General features: G+C 37.8%; 16 protein-coding genes and 1 tRNA gene. 1 reads left to right on the forward strand and 16 read right to left on the reverse strand.

The window, feature by feature from the left end; genetic code table 11:
• Positions 1-47 precede the first annotated feature (47 nt).
• The 10 genes from BN3326_RS15655 to BN3326_RS15700 form a co-directional block, all read right to left on the reverse strand.
• Positions 48-722: a hypothetical protein gene (locus tag BN3326_RS15655; RefSeq protein ID WP_070000209.1), complete on the reverse strand. Its 675-nt coding sequence runs from the start codon at positions 720-722 to the stop codon at positions 48-50.
• 94 nt (positions 723-816) lie between these two features.
• Entirely contained in the window at positions 817-1,638 is an 822-nt protein-coding gene (locus BN3326_RS15660) for a sugar phosphate isomerase/epimerase family protein (protein ID WP_070000210.1), read from the reverse strand.
• A 31-nt stretch (positions 1,639-1,669) separates the two neighbouring features.
• Positions 1,670-2,287, reverse strand: coding sequence for a YesL family protein (locus BN3326_RS15665; protein ID WP_070000211.1), 618 nt, complete (start codon positions 2,285-2,287; stop codon positions 1,670-1,672).
• 28 nt (positions 2,288-2,315) lie between these two features.
• The gene (locus BN3326_RS15670; protein WP_242876015.1) at positions 2,316-4,355 is read right to left on the reverse strand and encodes a glycosyl hydrolase 115 family protein; all 2,040 of its coding nucleotides are present in this window, start codon (positions 4,353-4,355) and stop codon (positions 2,316-2,318) included.
• A gap of 49 nt (positions 4,356-4,404) precedes the next feature.
• A complete protein-coding gene (locus tag BN3326_RS15675; protein WP_083258773.1) occupies positions 4,405-5,283 on the reverse strand; it encodes a carbohydrate ABC transporter permease in 879 nt (292 codons plus the stop codon).
• On the reverse strand, positions 5,261-6,181 hold the full coding sequence (locus BN3326_RS15680) for a carbohydrate ABC transporter permease (RefSeq protein WP_070000214.1): 921 nt from the start codon (positions 6,179-6,181) through the stop codon (positions 5,261-5,263). Before BN3326_RS15680 ends, BN3326_RS15675 begins: the two co-directional genes overlap by 23 nt.
• Before the next feature lie 80 nt (positions 6,182-6,261).
• The gene (locus BN3326_RS15685) at positions 6,262-7,623 is read right to left on the reverse strand and encodes an ABC transporter substrate-binding protein (protein ID WP_070000215.1); all 1,362 of its coding nucleotides are present in this window, start codon (positions 7,621-7,623) and stop codon (positions 6,262-6,264) included.
• Positions 7,624-7,784: 161 nt separating this feature from the next.
• Complete coding sequence (locus BN3326_RS15690; RefSeq protein ID WP_083258775.1) at positions 7,785-9,539, reverse strand: sensor histidine kinase; 1,755 nt, start codon at positions 9,537-9,539, stop codon at positions 7,785-7,787.
• A gap of 77 nt (positions 9,540-9,616) precedes the next feature.
• Positions 9,617-11,149, reverse strand: coding sequence for a response regulator transcription factor (locus BN3326_RS15695; protein WP_070000216.1), 1,533 nt, complete (start codon positions 11,147-11,149; stop codon positions 9,617-9,619).
• A 353-nt stretch (positions 11,150-11,502) separates the two neighbouring features.
• Positions 11,503-11,575, reverse strand: a tRNA-Thr gene (locus BN3326_RS15700).
• Between the two features lie 130 nt (positions 11,576-11,705).
• Between BN3326_RS15700 and BN3326_RS15705 the strand changes: the two genes are divergently transcribed.
• Entirely contained in the window at positions 11,706-12,212 is a 507-nt protein-coding gene (locus BN3326_RS15705) for an amidase domain-containing protein (protein WP_070000217.1), read from the forward strand.
• 35 nt (positions 12,213-12,247) lie between these two features.
• Here BN3326_RS15705 and BN3326_RS15710 read toward each other — a convergent pair whose 3' ends face one another.
• The 6 genes from BN3326_RS15710 to hcp form a co-directional block, all read right to left on the reverse strand.
• Entirely contained in the window at positions 12,248-13,189 is a 942-nt protein-coding gene (locus BN3326_RS15710) for a DUF2812 domain-containing protein (RefSeq protein WP_070000218.1), read from the reverse strand.
• A complete protein-coding gene (locus BN3326_RS15715) occupies positions 13,176-13,520 on the reverse strand; it encodes a PadR family transcriptional regulator (protein WP_070000219.1) in 345 nt (114 codons plus the stop codon). Before BN3326_RS15715 ends, BN3326_RS15710 begins: the two co-directional genes overlap by 14 nt.
• Before the next feature lie 213 nt (positions 13,521-13,733).
• Positions 13,734-15,389: a glutamate--tRNA ligase gene (gene gltX, locus BN3326_RS15720; protein WP_070000220.1), complete on the reverse strand. Its 1,656-nt coding sequence runs from the start codon at positions 15,387-15,389 to the stop codon at positions 13,734-13,736.
• A gap of 194 nt (positions 15,390-15,583) precedes the next feature.
• Positions 15,584-16,573, reverse strand: coding sequence for an NAD(P)-dependent oxidoreductase (locus BN3326_RS15725; protein WP_070000221.1), 990 nt, complete (start codon positions 16,571-16,573; stop codon positions 15,584-15,586).
• A gap of 22 nt (positions 16,574-16,595) precedes the next feature.
• A complete protein-coding gene (locus BN3326_RS15730; RefSeq protein ID WP_330389737.1) occupies positions 16,596-17,891 on the reverse strand; it encodes an MFS transporter in 1,296 nt (431 codons plus the stop codon).
• 102 nt (positions 17,892-17,993) lie between these two features.
• The gene (gene hcp / locus BN3326_RS15735) at positions 17,994-19,631 is read right to left on the reverse strand and encodes a hydroxylamine reductase (RefSeq protein ID WP_070000222.1); all 1,638 of its coding nucleotides are present in this window, start codon (positions 19,629-19,631) and stop codon (positions 17,994-17,996) included.
• Positions 19,632-19,684: the final 53 nt, after the last annotated feature.

Raw genomic sequence — 19,684 nt, forward strand, 5'->3', positions numbered from 1 at the left:
CCATTTCCTCCCACATTATGTGCTCATCTTTCTTATCCTTATAATGATTATCCAACAGTAAATAACTCTGAAATAATTAAGAAATTCTCTCCTTTTGCTTCTGGAAAATGATAGAAATGACTTTCTGGGTTTGCAGCCATCCAAGCTTTAATTTCTTCAGACTCCTGTTTTATCTGGCGGATATTAACCTGTTCCCTTTCTCTGGGTATTTCAAAATAAGAGAAAAGGAGATTCTCATGAAGTGAAATCATTTGATAACGGTCTCCAACTAAAAGCCCCTCCTTTACAATTGCCTGATGGTGACATACGTAAGAAAATAGTTGTTCAGGATAGAGAACTGCTATCCTTCCACAGCGTCTATCTGGCTTTTTCTTTCGTTTCCACTGTGTAAGGCTTTCTGGCTGATCAAACCAGAAAACTGGGAACATATATGCCCAATTTTTATTTCCCGACAACTCCGGCCAAATATACAAAACTGCTGAAAGATCAGAAAACCATACATCTGGAATAGCTTCTACTTTTACATTGCTATTAATACCAATATATTCTATATATAGAAACACCAACCTGTTATATCGGAACATTGCTGCTGTCAATAAACTTCCGTCTTTTCTTTTCTGTTCTGCTCTTTCTCGGCAGACTTCAACTAATTCTAGCAGCTTCTCATCTCTAGTCCCTTCCTTTAAAGCCGCCCTGTACTGAGCACGTATAATCTGACACATTTTTTATCTCTCCTTTAAGAAAGGTTAATCCTTCCCCGCTAGCAACTACCCTAATCCAGTATCAACATAATTCATATTTGTTCCGGCCTTTATATTACGGATATCTTTTCCAGAGGTCTTTCATATATAAAATGTCTTTTTGAGCTGTTTTTGGATTTAATTCTTCTCTTACAGCTACAATATCAGATTTATTTTTATTCATCCATTGTATAATCTCAGAGTAACGGACTACGCCTTCCCCAAGGCAAACAGGGCAATACTCTTTATGAGGTCCTTCTATGAAATCTTTCATGTGAATGGCTTCTATTTTATCTCCAAGTATATCCAGCCATTCTTTCCAGTATTTCTCCTGATTGATTTCTGGAAATTCCAACACATTCGCAGGGTCAAAAATCATTTTTAGACGAGCGCTGTTTATTTTTTCAAACACAGCAGCTGTCGTCTCTAAACTCTCCAGAGGATGCCAGTATACTGGCTCGATAGCCATATCCACATTCAGACGTTCTGCTTCTTCTGCAAGCCGTGCAATACTATCCAGCATATAGGGGTACCAAATTCTCTTCTCCTCGCAGCTCAAATGGGGATATGCCGTCTCCGTTCCTACAATAGATGCCCCCAGAATCTGATTCCATGCCAGACACTTCCTGAATGTCTCCACTGCTGCCCTGCGTACCTCGTCATTTGGATTCCCAAGATCCATATAGCAACCCAAGATATGGATTTTGATGCCTGCTTCTTCGAAATTCTGTCGGATTCTTTCTACCAGTTTCGGCGTTACCTCATCATAGGAATTTATTTCCGAAAATGCTTTTGGCAGTACAAGCTGCGCTGCCTCAATTCCCTCTGATTTCAATAATACTGCAAGCGCATCAATTGGCTGTTTCCCATAATCATGGGTCCTGGCTGCTACTAACATAATATATTCTCCTCTTTTTTATATTGAAAATTTAGACCATGTACCTGTCAAACAGTTTTCGAAATATATGTGCATTGATCCATGCAGAAAAAGCTATTCCGATTATGACATTAATAAACATTGCAATAACCAAATCACCTATCAAAAGCAGAAATACGGGAAGTAAACTAACTGCTGTAATTAAAAGCGTATAAGGAAGGTGAGCAAGTGACATGAGCAGTGAGTTTTTAAATACTTTCTTAGTACTGTTCTTGAAATAGGCAAGTATTGGAAAGATATAGTTTGCCGTAATAACCGTTAAAAATGCAATCAGCGCAAAGGGAATAAACATTATTCTTGCACTTGCCACCTGTATGTGGCTGCTAAAATAAAAGTCAAAATAAAGTATACTACTAATCAGAAGAAGAATCCCCCATATGATTGTAGACTGTTTTAGATTGTCTTTAAAAGCTTGAAAGAAACTGGCAAAAATATATGATTCCTCATTTCTCGCCATCCTAAGCACCACATATTGGAGTGCTGTAGTCGATGCGCCTATCGTTACGATCGGAATACAAAAGATAAGCCATAGGAGATTGAGCAGTACTAAGTCTGCTATCTGCCCCATAAAATGATTTAGTTTACCATCCATTGCAAATAATCGGCTCATAATATCTCCTCCTAAATAACTGATCATTTTAATCCCATTTTTCTTTCATGAGTGCAAAAATTTCTTGGTCCTTTAAATGGTTTTCCATAACCAAAATCAACATAACCCGGCGATCCTCCTCAGAATAAAGGAAGTCACGCTGCCACTCGTAGAAATGAGGACCATCTCCAAGATTCCTTACATAGCTCATGAGGCCTTCCAAAAGCCAGGCGCTCTGCTTTATATCAGCCAAGCATTCATTTTCATAGAAGTTGTGCCATTTCCCATGCTCTCTTGAACGCATAATCGTATTGGCCGTCAGGTATTCCTCTCTAGCCTTCCCTGCATAGTAAAAAGACTTTTGATATTGCCCGTCCATGGCTTCCATGAGGCTTTGGCACACCATATATGCTCCCGCATAGCAATGATACTGAATCTGTACCTGCAGCAGCAGGGAGTCCTCAAACAGTCTCCTTGTTCCTGATACGCCTGGTTTTTCCTCTATAATTTCCACATTCACCTTTTCACATTTACGCAAATACTCTTTATAGTTTTGTTCCCCTGTCCGGCACAATTTCTGATACCACTGCACCTGTCCCCTTAAGTCTTCGGAATCCGTAGCCCACAATAGGTGCTCGGAACGGACCTCCTTCTGCTTCATATACTGGGATATAAGCATTCTCCCCACATGAGTGGCAAACTGCTCCCCTGCATGGTCATCTTCATTAGGTCCATAAGAAATAGCATATTTAGGATAGTCTGCTAAGCAGGCAGATATGATACTCTCATTTTTCTTTCCATAATAAGTTGTGACATAGCTCCGACGGTGCTCTTCTATGTCAACCGTACCATTACGCCAGATTTTCGCAAGTAAATCTAGGAAATATACATGAGGCTTTATATTGGAGCAGTTCACTAGCCAGTAGTCCTTTACACCGTGCTTCATCACATCTTGTAATTCTCTGCACACAAACTCCGGTGAATTTTGAAGCATAGTGATGTGGTTGGCCGCCTGAAGATCGTAAAAGGATACATGATAATAGATGCCATGACTTCCTCTTCCTTCTTCACCTGAAGGTAACGCCGGAATTCTAGGATTATGGTTTTCCTGGCACCTTGTCACCATTTTTCCAAAGCCATTGTCTGCCCAGATTTTGATGACATCTTCAGGCAGATCCAAATAGCCGCCTCGGTACAGCTCCATAACTTCACCGTACAGGTTAGTGCAGCACACTGCATCCGGCAGTTCCTTCTTTACCATATTATATTGCATCCGAATAAGGTGACTTATTAGTTCGCCCCTAGACTCTTGGGTCTGATACTTAGGATCATCGTCCCAGAACGGGCGGTCTCCCTGTCCCCGGAAGCCTATATTCCAGATAACCTTAAGCTCCTTTTGATCTTGGATACCCTGCTGCCACAGCTCTTGGAATTTATCTGGGTATAACCTATAGGACGGCGTGAGATCTGGATAAGCTCTGGCAAACATCTGTGCACCTAAAGGTTCCGCATGATGATGGGTAACGTAAAGCCCCATAGCTGATGCCAACCCACGGTAACCTTCTGAATTTTTATCCGTTCCCGGTATGACCATGTTACCACCACAGCGAAGCAGTGCCTCGAATACCATTTCCCAAGGCTCATCTTTCCTTCTATTGATACGCCATGTACGAATCAGCACCTCATCATTCACAAACCATCCCCGAAAAGTCACCGCATAAGGTTTCGAATCAAAACGATACTGCCCAGACACGGGGTACTCCTCACGTTGCCGAATCTCCTGGTCATTCCAGAACCAAAAATCTGTTATCCCCAGTATAGAACGGCTGATCTCATAAAGTCCATACACAAAGCCCAGCTCATCCCCTGCATAAAGACACAGTCTATTGTTCTTAGGATCGGCAACAAGAGAAAAACATTCTTTTGTAAGAGAAGGTTTTTCTTCTAAAAATAGTTGACACCCTTTTCTTGTAGAAGGAAAACATGCTTTATGAATGTCTCTCTGGAGATTTTTCAAAGCCCACTGAACTGGTTCAACAGAAACCTCGGATACAATCTTTATATTTTTGTTGAATACTAAACCCATCATTCTTTTCTCCTATCTCAAAATTTGTAAATATGAAACTAGGACTCTTTCCTTAACCCTTGATACCATCCATCGCAATACCATCCACAAGATATCTTTGAAAAATAATGAAAAATATGAGTGTAGGCAAAAGAGATAGTACAGACATGGCGAACAACCCACCATAGTTATTGTATGCATTCGGATCCAAAAACATATTTAGCGCCAGTGAAAGTGTATATTTACTAGGCGTGTTCATAAAAATCAATGGTTGGAAGAAATCCTGCCAAATCCAGTAGAACGCAAAGATGGATGCTGTAACGAGAGCCGGTTTTACCACTGGAACCAAGATGCGAAAAAGAATAGAAATTCTGCCGCAGCCATCAATCTCAGCTGCCTCATCCAATTCCTTCGGTATTCCCCTAAAGAACTGAACCAGCATAAAAATAAAGAAAGCAGTACCAAAAAACCATGGCAGTGTCAAAGAAATTCTGGTATCAATGAGATTCATCTTCTTTAAAATAATATACTGAGGCACAACCATGACCTGAGAAGGAATCATCATTGTGATCATAACGCAAGCAAACCAGAACCGCGAACCCCTGAACTTAATTCTGGTAAATGCATAGGCCGCAAACAGAGATATAATAACACAACCGGCCATACCAGTCACTGTAACAAACACTGTATTTCCAAGGAAAGTCAGGAAAGATACGCCTCCGACTCCTTTCCATGCACTCAAATAGTTAGTTGACATATCAAAAACTTCCGGAATTAAGGAATATGCATCCTTAAACATGGTTTCATTGCTCTTCATGGAACTTGCAAAAAGCCAAAGTAAAGGATAGATCATTAAAAATCCAATTGCACAGGAAAAAAGGTGAAACAAAATGGAACCTATCTTCTTTTTTTCTTTTACGCCTACCATCTTAATCCTCTCCTCCCGATTCATAGTGCACCCAGTTATTCTGAGTCTTAAACAGTACTATCGTAAAGACTGCAATAATGATTACAAGCACCCATGCCAGCGCACAGCTGTATCCCATGTCAAAATAATTAAATGCCCTACGGTATAAATACAATACATAGGTTAAAGTACTATCTAGTGGTCCTCCATCCGTAATAACATAACTCTCTGTAAATACCCGGAACCCATTTACAAGTTGAAGAATCAAATTGAAGAAAATGGTAGGGGTCAGCATAGGCAGCGTAACCTTTGTGAATGTTTCCCAAGGTTTTGCACCGTCTACTACGGCTGCCTCATACAAAGAATACGGAATCTGCTTTAATGCCGCAAGAAAAATTAACATAGAAGATCCGAACTGCCAGACACCCATCAATATGATAACTGCCAGAGCTGTGCCCGTATTTCCAAGCATAGAAACATTCTGTTCAATTCCAAAAACAGCAAGTAAAGACATTACAACCCCCTGCTTTCCGAAAATCTGCCTCCATACGATAGAAACTGCTATACTTCCTCCGATAATGGAAGGAATATAATAAACGGTTCGATATAATCCCAGACCTTTATGCTTCGTGTTCAATAACATTGCTACGAAAAGAGCGAATGCCAGACGAAGAGGGACTAGAAAAATAACATAGGTAAAGGTTACCTTCATTGCCTGCCAGAATTTATCATCAGTGGTAAATAATCGAATATAGTTTTGAAATCCAATAAATTGTGCCTCATTGAGCAGGTTAAAATTCGTAAAAGAATAGTAAACGGAAATTACCATTGGAAGAAACCACATCAGGACAAATCCTAATAGCCACGGAAAAAGCATAATATAGCCCGCAATATTATCCCTGCTTTTATAGCCTGACTTAGCCAAAGACTGTTTTCCTTTCATAAAACTTACCTCATTTCTTTATGTTATTTAAAAAGAGAGGGCCCTTACTTTAACAGGCCCCTCCTTTCTTTTATTGTAAGTTACTTAGCTGCGTTATTTCTTTCCAGAATCTCTGTAGCCTGTTTTCTAAAGGTTGCTGCCGCTTCCTCAGCTGTTGCCTTCCCATAGAGTACACTGTTGCCTGCGTTTGTAAATGCTTCGTTTACCTCGGAGATTCCGCTTGGATCTGCTGCTGGGGTTGCACCAGCAACTTTTGCTGCCTTAGTTACATATTCAAACATATCAATCTGCTGAGCTGTCAAAGTCCCTTTATTAATCATATAGTCACGGATTGCAGAAGATACAGGTGTTCCTCTCTCACCACCAATGATGTCATTAGCTTCCTCAGAATTCATCATCCAATTGATGAATTTTGCACTCTCCTCTTTCACCTTAGAACTTTCCGCAACGCTTAAAAACATACCTGGCTTCAGCCATAAAGCATTGCTTTCAGAAGCGGATGGCATTAATGCCAATTTTAACTTATCGTTAGCGCCTCTTACCATAGCTGCGAAATTATTCCACTCAATGGTAGTAGCTGCCTTATCCGTTACTATTGGAAGAGCTTCTTTACCAACTGAAGCTATTAAAGACTGCTCATCCAGATCTGGAGACACATTTGCATCGCTCATATCTTTCCACATCTTAAAGTAATCTGTCGTAATGGCATCATCCTCAAATCCAAGTCCAGTTCCATTTTCATTAAATAAAGCTTTACCATGTTGTCTTACCCAATAATTAAATGGATTGGTATCGCCAAATGGACCAATGATAGAAACCAGTGCACTAGGCTCTCCAGTTTTCTCTGCTACCTTTGTATTTAACGCTATATAATCATCCCAAGTCCATGCATCTGTAGGCATATCGGCTCCAGCAGCCTCAATAACCGTCGGATTATAGGTCATTGCCAAAATGGCAGTAGATATTGGAATACCTGCTCTTTTACCACCGATGGAACCTGTATTTAAAATATTTTCATCCACATTGCTTACATCAATAACCCCGCTGTCAATAAACTCCTGCAGATCCGCCAGAGAGTTGTTCTTCGCATAAGTAGATATGTACAGATAGTCCATCTGAACAATATCCGGCATACTTCCTGATGCTGCCTGAGTAGATAGTTTCTCAAAGTAACCATCCCATCCGCTAGGTGAAGCTTCAAATTTTACATGAGGATTCTTTTCTGTATAAAGATCCAAAAGCTCCTGGGTGTATTTATGTCTTGTGTCACTACCCCACCAAGCAATCTTGATAGTAACCTGTTCATCCTCTGCCTGGGTGACTTTGGCATCACCTGTTGCTGCACTGCTATTAGACTCGGTTTTGCCACCACATGCCGTCATAGAAAAAATCATCGTTCCTGCTAAAAACATAGCACCAAGTCTTTTTATTGTGTTTTTCATACTTGTATTCCCCCTTGTTTTATTATTTCTTCATCTTGTTGTGCACACCTAAGCTGTAATAACATTATTCTAACAGAAGAAAAAAAAATAAGAATGGAATTACTAGAGGATCAACCAGAAAAAATCCGACTTTTTATTTTTTTCATCTAATAATCAGAATCTTATACCTCTGTACCCTTCTCTGTGACTTTTGGAATACGAATCTGTATTTTCGTTCCAACTCCCACTCGGCTGTCTATTGAAAATTCAAATTTTTCATAGGTAATTTTCAAACGCTCATATATATTTTTAATCCCAATGCCATACCCCCTTGGCTTTACGGTAAAGTTTCGAACCTTTTCGAGCTCCTCTTTTTCCATGCCTGGACCAGTGTCCTCCACTACGAATAAAATGGTATCCGTTTCCTCCACCGCCCACAATCTAACTAAGCATTTTTTAACGGAATTGTCCACTCCATAGTAGATAGAGTTTTCTACCAAAGGCTGCAAGATCATCCTGGGTACCATATAATTTTCCAATTTCCCCTCCGTATTGACTTCAAACTCTGCCCGATTCTGATAGCGGAATTTCTGGATCTCAATATAGCTTTTTACCATCCGAATTTCCTCATTTACCAGTGCATAAGGGGCATTTACGAAAGTAGATCGCAGCAGCATACCCAATTCCACGATCATTTTCCCCGCGTCCTCATTGCGCTCTGCTTTAACCATCCAATGGAGGGCATTTAAGGTATTATACAAAAAGTGGGGATTAATCTGGGCTTGAAGCATTTGATATTTAGTTTCCTTCAATAATATCTGTTTTTCATAATTTTCGTGGATCAAAAAGTCGATTTTATCCAGCATGACCTTGAATTCCCGTGTCAAAAGCCCGACTTCATCTTGCCTCTCTAGTTCCACCAGCATCAACTTCGCCCCCTGAAAATCTCCTGTCTCCACAATCTGCATGGATTCGGTCAGCTGTTCTAAAGGCTTTGTAATAGCAACAGAAACTCTGTTCATAATAATCAGAATCAGCACAAATGCAGTTGCAAAACATATCAGCATCATGTAACGAACAGACAAAAGTTGTCCATATATATCTGAATATGGAAAGAAATTAACATACATCCAGCCTGTGGATCTGGAATTAAGAAAGCACATAAAGTACCGCTCCCCCTGGTATTGTACAATTTGATACCCCTGACCTTTTTGAAAAGCAGGAAGATTTGGTCGTTCCCCCTCTTCCATATCTTGATAAATTATATTGTTTTCAGAATAAACAAACAAATTAGCATTTGGAGCTTCCAGATTTTCTTTATATTTTTTAATAATCTTTCCTATATCACAGATCAATACCACTGTTCCCAAATTATCTAGGCTCATGTCCAGGCTCTTTAGTATGTCCTGCCCACAGAGTAAATAAGGATATTCCTCTGTGGGGCCATACATAGTAAAGGCACCTTTTGCTTCATGGAACTTTCCAAGTAGTTCCTCATAGATGTCATTTGGTATTTCCCATGATGATTCCCCTATCTCTAAGGTGGTATTATAACTATCTGTATAGCGTATGGAGCGGATAGCAGAACCTGGTTTATATTCAGATATCAGCTTATAGCGGAGACCTGTCAGCTCCTTACTGTACTCCCAAGAGGGATTTTCTATTTGCGCTATTTTTGAAAGTCGCTCTTGTATCTCGGTATCCAGTGCCAGCTCATAGCTGCTGTTTTGTACTTCTTTTAAGCTGGCATTAATGTTCTGGGCATAAAAATCCAATTCTTTCAGAGACTTCTCGTACAGCTTGTCCGCAAAGATATCCAAACTTACTTGTAACGCAACGATAGAAATGCCAAAAAAGATGCCTGCAAAGACAAAGTATACCAGCACCATTTTACTGGGCAGCTTTAAGTTTCTATATTTTTTCCTTATACTATGCAATATACATATCCCTCCCAAACCAAACTAGTTTCTAGCTGTGATGCTGACAAAAAGCTTTGTTCCATCAACATACTCTATTATAGAGTCGTTTTTTTGCTAAGTTCTTTCATAATATCTTTATACTCCGATGGTGTCGTTTCTGTAGTTTTTCGAAATACCTTTGAGAAATATTGTCCATCCGGAGAATAGCCTACTAGTTCAGCTACTTGGGAGACCTTTAATTCTGAATCAAATTGCCAGAGTCTTTGTGCAAGCATAATCCGCTGTTCCATTAGATAAGTTGAAAATTTAACTTTTCTATTTTTTACAAATAACCTCCCAAAATAATCCTCGTTCATATACAAGACTTCTTTTGCCAGAAATTGAATACTTAATTCTTGATTTTTTATATATTGGAATGTGGCAAATAAAATACTTTTTATACGTCCCCCTTCTTTTCCCTTACCAATATTCATCCCTTTCAGCCGAACTATGGTATTCATCAGCCGCTCTAAAAGTTGCCATGACTGCTGTTTAGCCTCTACACTTTCATAAGCTGTATCTAGCGATGTACCATACAATACTTTCACAATCCAATTGCAAATTTCTTCCTTCTCTTGTAATGTATAATGTTCCAAATTCATTTTTATAAACCCCAGATAAAGTTCAAACAATAGTTCTCCATAGTCCTCTGTCTCACGGATTTTTCCGTAATCGAATAGAAAAGACACACAGTCATGAGTTTTTCGGAATAATTCATAATGAAGGAATCCTGTTTGGTGCTCAGCAATACCAATTTTTAATAACTCTTGAACTTGTGCATATAAAAGGCTGATATCTTTTAGGCATCCTTGTTCACTGACAACCGCAAGCATCGGCTGCATGCTGATTCTCCCAAATTCCAGCTGAACTCTCTCTACTGCACTTTCTATCTCTGGTAATGCCCTCTCATCTATCAGAAACAATGCCTCATTCTGAATACATGTAAATAAATAAACATGAGATGTACCTAACAGTTCTGTTAATACATTGCCTAATATGAACTGCTCCAGGTAATCAAAACCAGCCTCTGCTCTGAAGGCAAGAATTGCTACTTTCGTATATTCTGTACCGAATTCTTTTAGAAATATTCCATAATCTTTTCCGCTTTGCTCTTTCTCAACAAGCATATCACGAAATATCTGCTCTTTGGCACGAGGCAGTAACCGGTCAACAGTACTTCTATATTCTTTTTCTCTCTGTTCCCTTTCTCGCTTTATATCTATTTCCTTCTTTACTTTATCTAGAATAACTGCAATTTGTTCTTCTGAACATGGCTTTAGTAAGTAATAACGAACTCCCTCCTCCATTGCCTGACTGGTAAATTCATATTCTCCGTAGCCTGAGAGAACTACAAATTCCACACTTGGAAAAGTTGACTTTGTCCGCCTGATTAGTTCAATGCCATCCATAACGGGCATTTTAATATCAGTAAGTACAATATCCGGCTTTTCGCTTTGGATTTTTTCAAATCCTTCTACACCGTTCCATGCAGTTCCTACTAATTCTATATCAAATCGCTCCCATGAAATATAGTTCGCCATACCTTCACGCTCAATCTCTTCATCATCTACGATTAGCAACCTGTACATACCTGTCCCCTCCGTATTCATACTGATGTTCTTTCTTGTATTAAATATTAATTTTAAAAATACCCAACTTCTCATTCTAAAATCTATAACATTTATGCTTCTATATTATATAATATCCCCCTACATTGTTAAACATTTAAAGCTTTCAAATTAACTTGTTTTTTCTTATATACAACGATCTACTTATTAAACACTGATTTAGCAACTATCCTTTTATAGTGCCAAATAACACACAGTTTTTCGTACAGGACTATGCTCACAGTGTAAATAATTTAAATAAGGCGAAAAAAAACAGAAGCAAAAAAATTGCTTCTACCCTTTGATATTGCTAATTTATATTGGAATTTAAGCAAAGCTGATGATGGGATTCGAACCCACGACTTGCTCATTACGAATGAGCTACTCTACCAGCTGAGTTACATCAGCACTGCCTAATAATTATAGCTCTAATTTCCATTATTATCAAGTGGTATAAATATTTTTATAGCTCTTTGAATATATTTCTTAGTAGCCCAAATAAATTTTATTCTGCCATCTTAATAAGGAGGTCTTCACCATGAATTTTCGTTATATTGTCACCGCCTATAATCGTTTGTCCGCTGTTCGTTATGCCCATACTTGGAGTAAAGGGCGCAATCCTAAATACTTAGATTTTAGTAAACTTGGCGGAGACTGTACAAACTTCATTTCTCAATGTATTTATGCCGGCAGCGGTGTCATGAACTATACGCCAGTATATGGTTGGTATTATAGAACATCCTATGATCGTACAGCCTCTTGGACTGGTGCGAGATTTTTATATAAATTTCTTACAACAAATAAAGGGATTGGCCCATTTGCCAGTGAAGTTAGTATTGATGATATTGTTCCCGGAGACATTGTTCAGTTTAGCAAAAAAGACGGGCCTATTTACCATTCTTTGATCGTAGTTGAAGTCGGTACGCCAGCTACTTATGACAATGTGCTCATTGCCACACATACTTATGATGTAGATTATACCCCTCTGTCAAACTATGATTTTGAGGTAGCACATTATTTACATATAGAAGGCGTAAGAGTCTAAATTCATAAGGCTATTGCATTAATTATAATTTCAAGCTATCTTTTCAACTTTATATTTATGCTAAGCTGAGATGTATCGATGGAGTAATTGGGTGCCAGATATTGAAAATATATATCATAAGTGCCTGCCTCCATCACAAGCTTATGATTATTAACAGTACACCTATCTGCTGTGACGTCAAATACTTCATTTCCATTAAAATCCTCTATAATAACCTGCATTTGTCCGTCACTTGCTGCTATGTCCAAATCTATTTTATAGGTACCTTTTTCTTCAATAACAAGGGTATCTGATAATCTAGTAAACGTATCTTCCGGCTTATTAATATAGGTGAAATTTGTATGATAAATAAGGTGATGTCTTTCAGCTCCAATGAGATTCATAGCGCTTATTAACAATACAATTGCTAGAGGTAAAATAATTTGTATAGGCAGTCCCATACCACTTTTTAAACCTTTTCGTCTGCGTCTTAAGTTGTATACCCCCAAGCCAAAGGTTATTGTAAGCAATATAAAAGCAATGGCTTGAATAAGCAAACTAACTTCTTTTGAACGGATAAAATGTACAACATGAATCCCTGCAAAAACTAAATAAAGAAAAAAACAAGTTGTTACGAGACCAACCCATCTGTTTTGCATTTCATATAAAGATTCTCTGTCTGTATAAATTTTATAGTCTTCTATACATTCCCCTTCTTTATAAAGCTTGCAGAAATAATGCCACCCATTGAAGGTTGAATTGATATACGTCCAGCCTTGTTCTTCAAATGTTTCTTTGTATCTATCCATGTCTATATTATGCGGCCTATAGTCAAGCTGATAGATATATCGCACACTCTCGTCTTTATAAAATGTAGAACTAAAGCAACCACCTTTTGCCAGCTGCCATCCCCTTTGAGAAGCTGCATTTAAATCCTCTTCTTCTTTTTCATATTCCCAAGCTGCATAGAGCCTAAAACTTCTTTTAATCCTTTTCATTAAAATCCCTCCCCATAAAAACCCTTTTAGAACTTTCAATAAGCTGCTTAAGTCTTATTATTTCACTGTTTAAAACCTCTTTTCCTAAATCTGTAAGCTCATAGAGACGCTTTCTTTCATCCTCTGGCTGATTACTCTTTCTTTCTTGTATCCACCCCTTTTTCATCATATTGCTCGTTGCACCGTACATTGTACCAGAGCCAATCTTGACACGCCCTTTTGAAAGGGTCAATGTATCTTGCATAATACCATATCCGTGATTTCCCCCTTTGTAAAGACACAGTAAGATATAATAATAACTTTCTGTTAAAGGCTCAATCTTATTAACCATATTCTTTCCTCCTTTCAAATCACCGTATCTATGTCGTCAATCACTATATCATGTTACGATATACTTTTGAATATATCGTAACACGCCATATGTCGTTTGTCAACATATGCATTCAATAGATTATCTCTTAAACGTTGTCTACTATCAATGAATACATAAAGAAAGCGCCAGTCCAGAGACTAGCGCTTTCCTTATATATTCATTGATTATTAACTATTTTATAAAAAGTCCTAACCTGCTTCTAACTTCTTCTTCTCCAATAATATGCATAATGGTATAAAGGTCCGGTGTATTGGCTCTATGTGTAAGCGCTGCTCTTACAGCTCCAGCCACATCAGATACCATGCCTTTAAATGCTTCCGGTGTTTTCTTAAAAGCTTTACGATCTGCTGTATAGCCAAGCTCGATCGCCACTGCTTTTAACCCCTCAAACCAAGTTTCTTGATCTGTATCGTAATTATAAGCTTTTAAATAAGCTTCTATAATGCGTACCGCTTCACTAAGTTGCATATTTTTAGGAAGCTCGATTTGATCTACATTTTCTTTCTCAAATAATGACATAAAGAAATAACAAATCTTTTCTCTTACCTCTGCCCACTTTGCAAAATCCTTACGAGGTTTTGGACCATCCTTATCGATATTAAATATTGCCTTAGCCAGTGTTTCATGGCTTGTTACCAGCTCGTACATTTCCTTATCATATTCTTTGGCCCACTCTGTATAAAGTGTATAAACTTCTTCTGCTCTCATTTTACAGATGACATCTTTGCTCACATCGTTTAATTTAATAATATCAAAAAGCGCGCCGCTTTTACTCATTTTATCTAAAGCTACTGGAAAATCATGATAATCAACCATAGGATTTTCCATACGCCATTCTTCAAAACTTGAATTTATAATATTTAAAAGATATTCTACGACTGAAGCCTTTGGATAACCTTGCTCTTTATAGTAGCTGACAGCACTTTCTGGATCTTTTCTTTTAGAGAGTTTACGCTTTGATGGACCATCTAATTTCATAATAGTTGGTATATGTGCATATTCTGGTCTTATAAATCCTAAGATTTCAAAAAGCTGTACATGTATCGGAAGTGAAGATAGCCATTCTTCTCCTCTTATCACATGGGTTGTCCCCATAAGTGCATCATCTATCACATGGGCAAAATGATACGTTGGAAGTCCATCTCCTTTTATGAGTACAATATCTTGATTGTTCTCCGGAAAAGAAGTCTCTCCTTTTATAAGGTCATTAAACTGAACTCTTGTCTCCTGGTTACCAGGAGACTTAAGTCTTATGATATAGTTATCCCCATTTTCTATTTTTTTGATAGCTTCTTCTGTGGATAAATCTCTATAAATGGCATATTCCCCATAGCAGCCTGGGGTTAACTTCTCGGTGATCTGCTTTTCACGCAGTGCTTCTAGTTCTTCTGGTGTACAAAAACAAGGATAAGCGAGTCCTTTTTGAATAAGATCTTTTGCAAAAGTTTTATAGATTGCTTCTCTTTCACTTTGTCTATAAGGGCCATACGCACCTACTGAAGTATTATTACCTGTCATCCCTTCGTTAAAACTCATGCCAAAATTATACATAGTTTGAATAGTATCTTCTATTGCACCCTCTACTTCTCTTTTTTGATCTGTATCTTCTATTCTAAGAAAAAAGACACCGCCGCTTTGTGTGGCAATTCTCTCACTAACAAGGGCTGCAAACACCCCTCCAATATGCTGGAACCCTGTTGGACTTGGGGCGTAACGTGTTACCTTCTCCCCTTCTTTTAAACTTCTTTTGGGGTATTTTGCGATATAATCTGAAGGTGCCTTATCGACATTTGGAAATATTAAATCTGCTAATTGTTGTAAACTCATTTTTTCACCTTATCCTTTTTTATTAATAGCTTGTGCTATATATACTTTTATAGGTATATAAACTTATAAATCATTACTTATAAGCTCTATCATTCATAATAATAAAAAACCTCTCATCCATTATACTCATGGAGTCTTTTATTGTAAAGTATCATTCCACGCTAAAATCATCAATGCTTACGTATTAAACCCCTTTATAAGCTAATTTCATTCTTGCACCTTCCAGTTGCACCAAATTCATTGAGATTTTCAAGTGAAATCTCAACCATATTAGATACTGCTTCATCTGTAAAAAAACCAATATGTGGTGTAAAAATAACATTACTTAGACTCATTAGTTCGTTAAATACCTCGTCGTCAAGTACCTTGTCTTTTAGATTATATCTTACGAAGCTCTCTTCGCCCTCATACACATCAAAACCAAGTGCTCCTATCTTTCCGTCCTTTAGTCCCTTAAGTACAGCAGGATAATCAAAAAGTTCTCCCCTTGATGTATTGATGAGATAAACACCTTCTTTCATCTTGGCAATACTTATTTCATTAACCAGATGATAGTTCTCTGGAATAAATGGACAATGGTAAGAAATAATATCACTCTTTTGATAAAGTTCATCGAGGGTAACATAATCAGCATATGATTTTACTTTTCCACTCGGATACATATCATAAGCTATAACAGTTGCCCCTAGTGCTTTAAAGGCTTTAATCGCTTCATAACCTATTTTACCAGTCCCTACGATCCCAACTGTCATCTTTCTAATTTCTCTTCCTCTTAGACCTTGTAACGTAAAGTCTTTCTCATCACACCTATGCACTGTATCTTTTAGATTTCTCATTAACCCTAATGCCAGCATCAGTGCATGTTCTGATATGGCATTAGGTGAATAGCTAGGGACATTTGCAACCTTTAAGCCAAGTGCTTTAATCCCCTGCAAATCTAAATGATTAATGCCAGTTGCTCTTGAAACAATATACTTTATACCATTTTCTTTTAATAGCGCTAAAATAGCCACATCAATTGGCACTGCCGCTGTAACATTAACTGCCTCATAACCTTTTGCTAAATGTGCACTCGCTTTTGTAAGGTCTTCAGATATAAGTGTTATATCCAATAAATACTTCTTACTAAAGCTTTCAAAAAATGCTATTTCATCTGGCCTTGTATTATATATTAATGCTTTCATATTTGCTCTCATCCCATCTTGTTTATTTATTAGTAAGCTCAGCTTTTGCTTTACCGGCCTCCACAAGATCTTTAGTACCAATTAAGAAAAAGCTTTGACTAAATAATAGAATACCCGTACCTATAAGCAGCCATTCTATTTGTATGCGATCAGCTATAGGTCCAAAAATTAACATCCCGAGCGGCATCATTGCACTTGAAATCATCCCATAAACACCAAATACACGGCCTAAAAAATCAGTCTCAACCTTCTCCTGTAATAAAACCATTGAAGGAGTATTAAAAAGAGGCATTGAAACACCAACAACTCCCATAACGATTAAATAGAACCAAAAAACTGGTACAATCCCAAGCATAAAGGTACATGCTCCTGTAACAAAACAGGCGAGCGCCATCGTGTGAACTTTGTTTTTAAAGCCCCCCCACGAAGCCATCACTGCACCTCCAAGCATCATACCAATAGAAAAAGTGATTTCAATGGCTGTTAACCGCCATACCTCATCGCCAAAACGCCTTATAACTTGAAGTGGGGTTAAAAAAGCTACTGGTGTCGCTAGAAAACAAAACCCAGCTGAAAAAATAAAAAACTTTTTAACATAATTATGCCCTTTGATATAGGTTATGCCTTCATAAAAATCTTTAAAATAGCTGACCTTCTGCATACTTTGTGCTTTTTCATGTGTAGGTACTTTAAGAAACACAATCAGTACAAAAACTGCAATTGCAGCTGTAATAACATCAATAAAAAATATAGATTCAAGCGTTGCCATCGTAAGCAGTGCCCCACTCAGCATAGGTGAGACTAACATAATAATTGCTTGTATGCTACCATTGATCCCATTAATCCGTGTCAGCTGATCCGCAGGTACTATTTGCGGCACCAAGGCCCCTACTGCCGGTGTTTGAATTCCTGTGCCTATTGCTCGCAGGGCAGACATGACAAACAATAGTCCCATAGATTGATACCCCATTAAAAACAACACCGCAAGTATAAGTGTTGTTATGGCAATAAATGCATCTGATAATATAATCAGTATTTTTCGGTTATAGCGATCAGCCCATACCCCTGCAAAAGGAGACAGAAAAAAGGTGGGTACAAAACCACAAATAATGGCTACCATCATCATAACACCTGACTTTGTATTAAGTGTAATATACCAAAAAATGGCATACTGTACTAGTGAAGATCCCAGAAGGGATATGGTTTGACTTATTAAGAATAAGATAATATTTCTTTTCCAATTATTTTTCACGTTTAAATTATCCTCCGATTCGCTTGTATCATTAAGAACCAAATATCTATGCATCTCATTGCACATTTTACCACATCCCCAAGTTACTTTCCAATAACTTTATAAATATGCCTTAAAAAAGGACATCCCGAGTTTATCTCAGAATGTCCTTCTATATGAGGGGTTTATTTATGCCATAAACATTTTGATATCATCTTCCACATTTGAAATACCGCCAATACCAAAGTTCTCAACTAAAACATTGACTACATTTGGTGAAAGGAATGCTGGAAGAGTTGGTCCTAAGTGAATATTTTTTACACCTAAGTGTAAGAGTGCAAGAAGTACAATAACTGCTTTTTGTTCATACCATGCTATATTAAAAGCAATTGGAAGCTCATTGATATCTTCAAGTCCAAATACTTCTTTTAATTTAAGTGCAATCACTGCCAGTGAGTAAGAGTCATTACATTGACCTGCATCAAGTACTCTTGGAATACCACCGATATCGCCAAGCTCTAATTTGTTATATTTATATTTTGCACAGCCCGCTGTTAAGATCACAGTATCATTTGGTAACGCTTGTGCAAAGTCTGTATAGTAGTTACGAGATTTTTGACGTCCATCGCATCCTGCCATAACAAAGAATTTTTTGATCGCACCTGTTTTTACAGCATCTACTACTTTGTCTGCAAGTGCAAGTACTTGGTTATGTGCAAAACCTCCGATAATTTCACCTGTTTCAATTTCAGTTGGTGCTGAACATTGTTTTGCATGTGCAATAATTTCCGAGAAGTCTTTTTGGCCGTTTGCATCTGCTGCAATGTGTTTACATCCTGTAAACCCAGCTGCGCCTGTTGTATAAAGTCTATCTTTATATACATCGCTTGGAGGAACAATACAGTTAGTTGTCATAAGAATTGGGCCATTAAAGCTTGTAAATTCTTCTTTTTGTTTGTGCCATGCATTACCATAGTTTCCTACAAAGTTATCATACTTTTTAAATGCTGGATAGTAATGTGCTGGAAGCATTTCTGAATGGGTATAAACATCTACGCCAGTGCCTTGTGTTTGTTCAAGTAATTGTTCTAAATCTCTAAGATCATGTCCTGAGATAATAATGGCTGGATTATTTCTAACGCCAAGATTTACTTTGGTGATTTCTGGATGTCCATAGCTTGTTGTATTGGCTGCATCTAAAAGTGCCATGCCGTCAACGCCATATTTTCCTGTTTCAAGAGTAATACCTACATAATCACCTACAGTAAGCGTATCATCTAAAGTGCTAGCAAGTGCTTTTTGCATAAATGCTGCTGTATCTTCTGATGTATGATTAAGAGCATTTGCATGTTTAAGGTAAGCTGCAAGTCCTTTTAAGCCATAAGTAATCAGTTCTCTTAAACTTCTGATATCTTCATTCTCTGTTGAAAGCACGCCTACTGTTTCTGCTTTTGCATCCATTTCATCACGAGATACAAATTGAACTGTAGCTGCTTCACTAAGACCTGCTGCATCATTTAACTGCGCTGCTAATTTATTTCTTATTTCAAGTGTTTCATTTACTCTATTATAGAAAACTTCTAAATCGAAGTTTGCGTTTGTAATCGTTGTAAATAAGTTAAGCGTTACAAATTGGTTAACCTCTTCTGGTATCGCTTTACCTTCTGCTCTTAATTTTGTTGTAATCTCACTAAGTCCTTTTGTAACATAGATCAGTAAGTCCTGGATTTTTGCGACTTCTGGTGTTTTACCACATACCCCTTTTTTAGTACATCCGCTGCATCCTGCTGTTTCTTGACATTGATAACAAAACATTAAATTCTCCATTGTCTTCCCTCCTATTATTAATCCCATAATATATTTTTCCGCGTTTTCTTAAC

Source organism: Cellulosilyticum sp. I15G10I2 (assembly GCF_900095725.1).
Classification (GTDB): domain Bacteria; phylum Bacillota; class Clostridia; order Lachnospirales; family Cellulosilyticaceae; genus FMMP01.